The following is a 2,941-nucleotide window of genomic DNA, read 5'->3' as shown; positions in this document are numbered from 1 at the left end:
GTGCCTGAACCACCCACAATAGATGATGCCGCGCCTAATGCAACTAAACCAGAATAAGAAGCCGCAGTACTACTACTATTAATAAGTGCACCACCTGAAGATATGCCCGTGCCACGAATAGTTAGAGCGCCACTATTGGTTAATGATTGACCATTTAAATCAAGAACAGCACCGGAGGTAATCGAAACAGCACCAGCACCGGTTGAAGGTCCTAAAGCTGCTGCGTTACCAGCTTTTAATGTACCCGCGGAGATGGTTGTTGTACCGGTGTAGGTGTTGGCGCCAGATAAGAGCCAAGTACCAGCGTCTTGCTTTGTTAGACCACCAGTACCGGTGCCAACAACAGAAACAATAGAGCCTCCAGCAGCTCCACCCAGAGTTAAGCTATTCCCTGCTCCAGTAATACTACTTGTTGTATTTGTGATTGCTATAGTACCGGCCCCACCAATAATGCTTGATGCACTTCCTAGAACTATTGGCCCGTCATAACTAGATGGCGAAGTGCTGCTATTAATAAGCGCTCCACCAGAAGATATACCTGTTGCATTTAAAGTAAGAATGCCAGTATTTATTAATGCTTGCCCATTTAAATCTAAAACAGACCCAGAAGTAATTGTTATATTTCCGGCACCAAATGGATTGCTTTTACCAACTTTAACCGTTACCGGATATGAAGATGAAGCTCCTATCGTTGAGGCATTCGAATACGTATTAGAAGATGGGCCTGAAAGCAAAACAACGCCGTATGGAGCGCTGAATGCATTGCTTCCATAAACAACTGAACCAGTTCCGGAACCCTTAATTACGCCCGAGATTGTTAAAACGGCACCAGAGCCAGCTTGAATATTTGAGTTCGTAGTAGAAGATGTTGTGATGTCACCGGAAATAAGCCCCCCAGTACCAGTGCTACTAGTGAGATATCCGGAGTTTGTAAACTCTATCGGCCTCGAAGTCTCCCAACCAGCAACATCTAGAGTGACATTCATTGCAGAGATGCTTACTTTACTTGCATTACCTAAAGCCGTCGCCGAACCCAGGCGAAGGGTACTCCCGGATGCGGCGCTAAACGAAACAACACCACTAAATGTATTGTCCCCGCTTAAAACAAGAGTACCAACACCAGCCTTGGAAAAACCATAAGCACTTCCCCCAGAGGAAATATTTCCTGATAGCGTCAAATTACCAGAGGCAGTATTAAAAGTACTATTTGCTCCAAGCAAAATATTTCCGCTTAATGAACTTGTGCTGCCGGACGAATAAAGCTCGCCACCATTAATTGTTAAATTTTCGTTCCCTACAGAAATATTACCTATTTTTAATGTAGCGCTCGAGCTAATAGTGGTGGCGCCTACTGTTGAACCTAATCCAGTTGCATTCGTAATACTCAAGGTTCCAGCATTTATTGTGGTTGCACCATCATAGGTATTGGCCCCACTAAGCGTCCACGTACTACTGCCATTCTTAATGATTCCGCCAGCGCCGGTTCCAATGACGGAATTAATCGTGCCGCCAGTAGCTCCACCTAAAGTTAAATCGAATTGACCTGTAATTGTTCCAACGTTGCTAAGCGTTATTGCTCCAACACCAACAGTCGTGTGACCGATTGAACTAGCGCTTCCTAAATTTAATAGGCCTGCATAAGTTGCTGCAGTGCCGCTGCTATTTGTTAAAGCCCCGTTAGTAGAAACGCCAGCTCCATTGATTGTTAATCTGCCAGTACTAGTCATGGTCTGACCATATAAATCTAGCGCAGCTCCAGAAGCAACAGTGATATCACCCGCACCAAATGCTGTTGCACTTCCCGCTTGAAGGGTTCCGGTAGATATAGTTGTGATACCACTATAAGTATTTAAAGCAGATACTGTTACAGTATTTGAACCGTCTTTTATGAGTGATGCAACACCCCCAGATGGGTCGGTCCATTTAGGTTTAAAGGCAATTGAAGTTATACCGGCCAGAGTTAATGTTGGAGATGTCCCAGTAATGGTTACCAAATTTCCAGTAGCACTAAATGTTAGAGTGCCTCCGGTGCCTGAAGAATCTAGAGTTGCCCCATTAGCGCCCACAGTGAACAGACGATCAATCGAAACTCCAGTAGCTGAACCAGTGTATTTCAACGTGCCGCCATCAATGACTAAGTTACTAGCAGCACTTGAAGAACTGCCAATACCACTGTTAAATCCGCCATTCACAAGAGATGAGACGGACAGAACGCCACCGCTAATGGTTGTAATACCTGAGTACGAATTAGTATTACCGCTTGCAATAGTCCACGTTGAACTACCAGATTTATTTAATGCAGAAGTGCCAGAAGTTGGGTTCGACCAAGAAGGCGCTAAGGATCCGCTTCCATTGCCTGACAAAGTTAATACAGGAGAAGAACCGCTAACCGTTACTATTTGTCCAGTATTGCTAAATGTAAGCAAACCACTACCTGAAGCTTCGATTGTTGCTCCATTAACGCCAACTGTAAACAAACGATTCGTCGTTGTAGCTGACCCTGTAAAACGCAGAGTTCCACCATCAATAATCAATTGGTTAGCGGTATCAGTAGAAGATCCAATACCGCTATTAGCTCCACTCGAATTGATTGACGATACTGACAGAACTCCACCATTAATCGTAGTCGAGCCACTATATGAGTTTGCAGCGCTCAATACCAAGATGCCGCTACCTTCTTTAGTAATTCCTCTGCTTGCCCCTGAAATCACTCCAGAAAGAGTTAACTGTGTGCCCGTTACTGAGAAGGTATTGCTGGTTGCACCTAAAGTGATTGTGCCGCTTAAGGAACTTGTGCCAGTTGAGGTGGCTAAGGTACCGCCGTTAATAGTGATTGCTTCTGTGAGAACAGCTACGTTCTGAAGATCAAGAGTTGCACCACTAGCAATCGTGGTGCCGGCAGCTGTAGTACCAAGACCTGTGGCATTAGTGATAGCTAGCG

At 44.9% G+C, this 2,941-nt stretch carries 1 protein-coding gene; it reads right to left on the bottom strand.

Annotation, left to right across the window (positions count from 1 at the left end; translation table 11 throughout):
* Positions 1 to 2,941 (bottom strand): autotransporter-associated beta strand repeat-containing protein (locus tag ICN25_RS09885; RefSeq protein ID WP_216182531.1); only part of this gene is annotated, 2,941 nt, incomplete at both ends.

This window comes from Polynucleobacter sp. 80A-SIGWE, from assembly GCF_018882295.1.
Taxonomy (GTDB): domain Bacteria; phylum Pseudomonadota; class Gammaproteobacteria; order Burkholderiales; family Burkholderiaceae; genus Polynucleobacter.
Note: the sequence above shows the minus strand (reverse complement) of the source record. Positions and strands in the feature narration are given on the sequence as shown.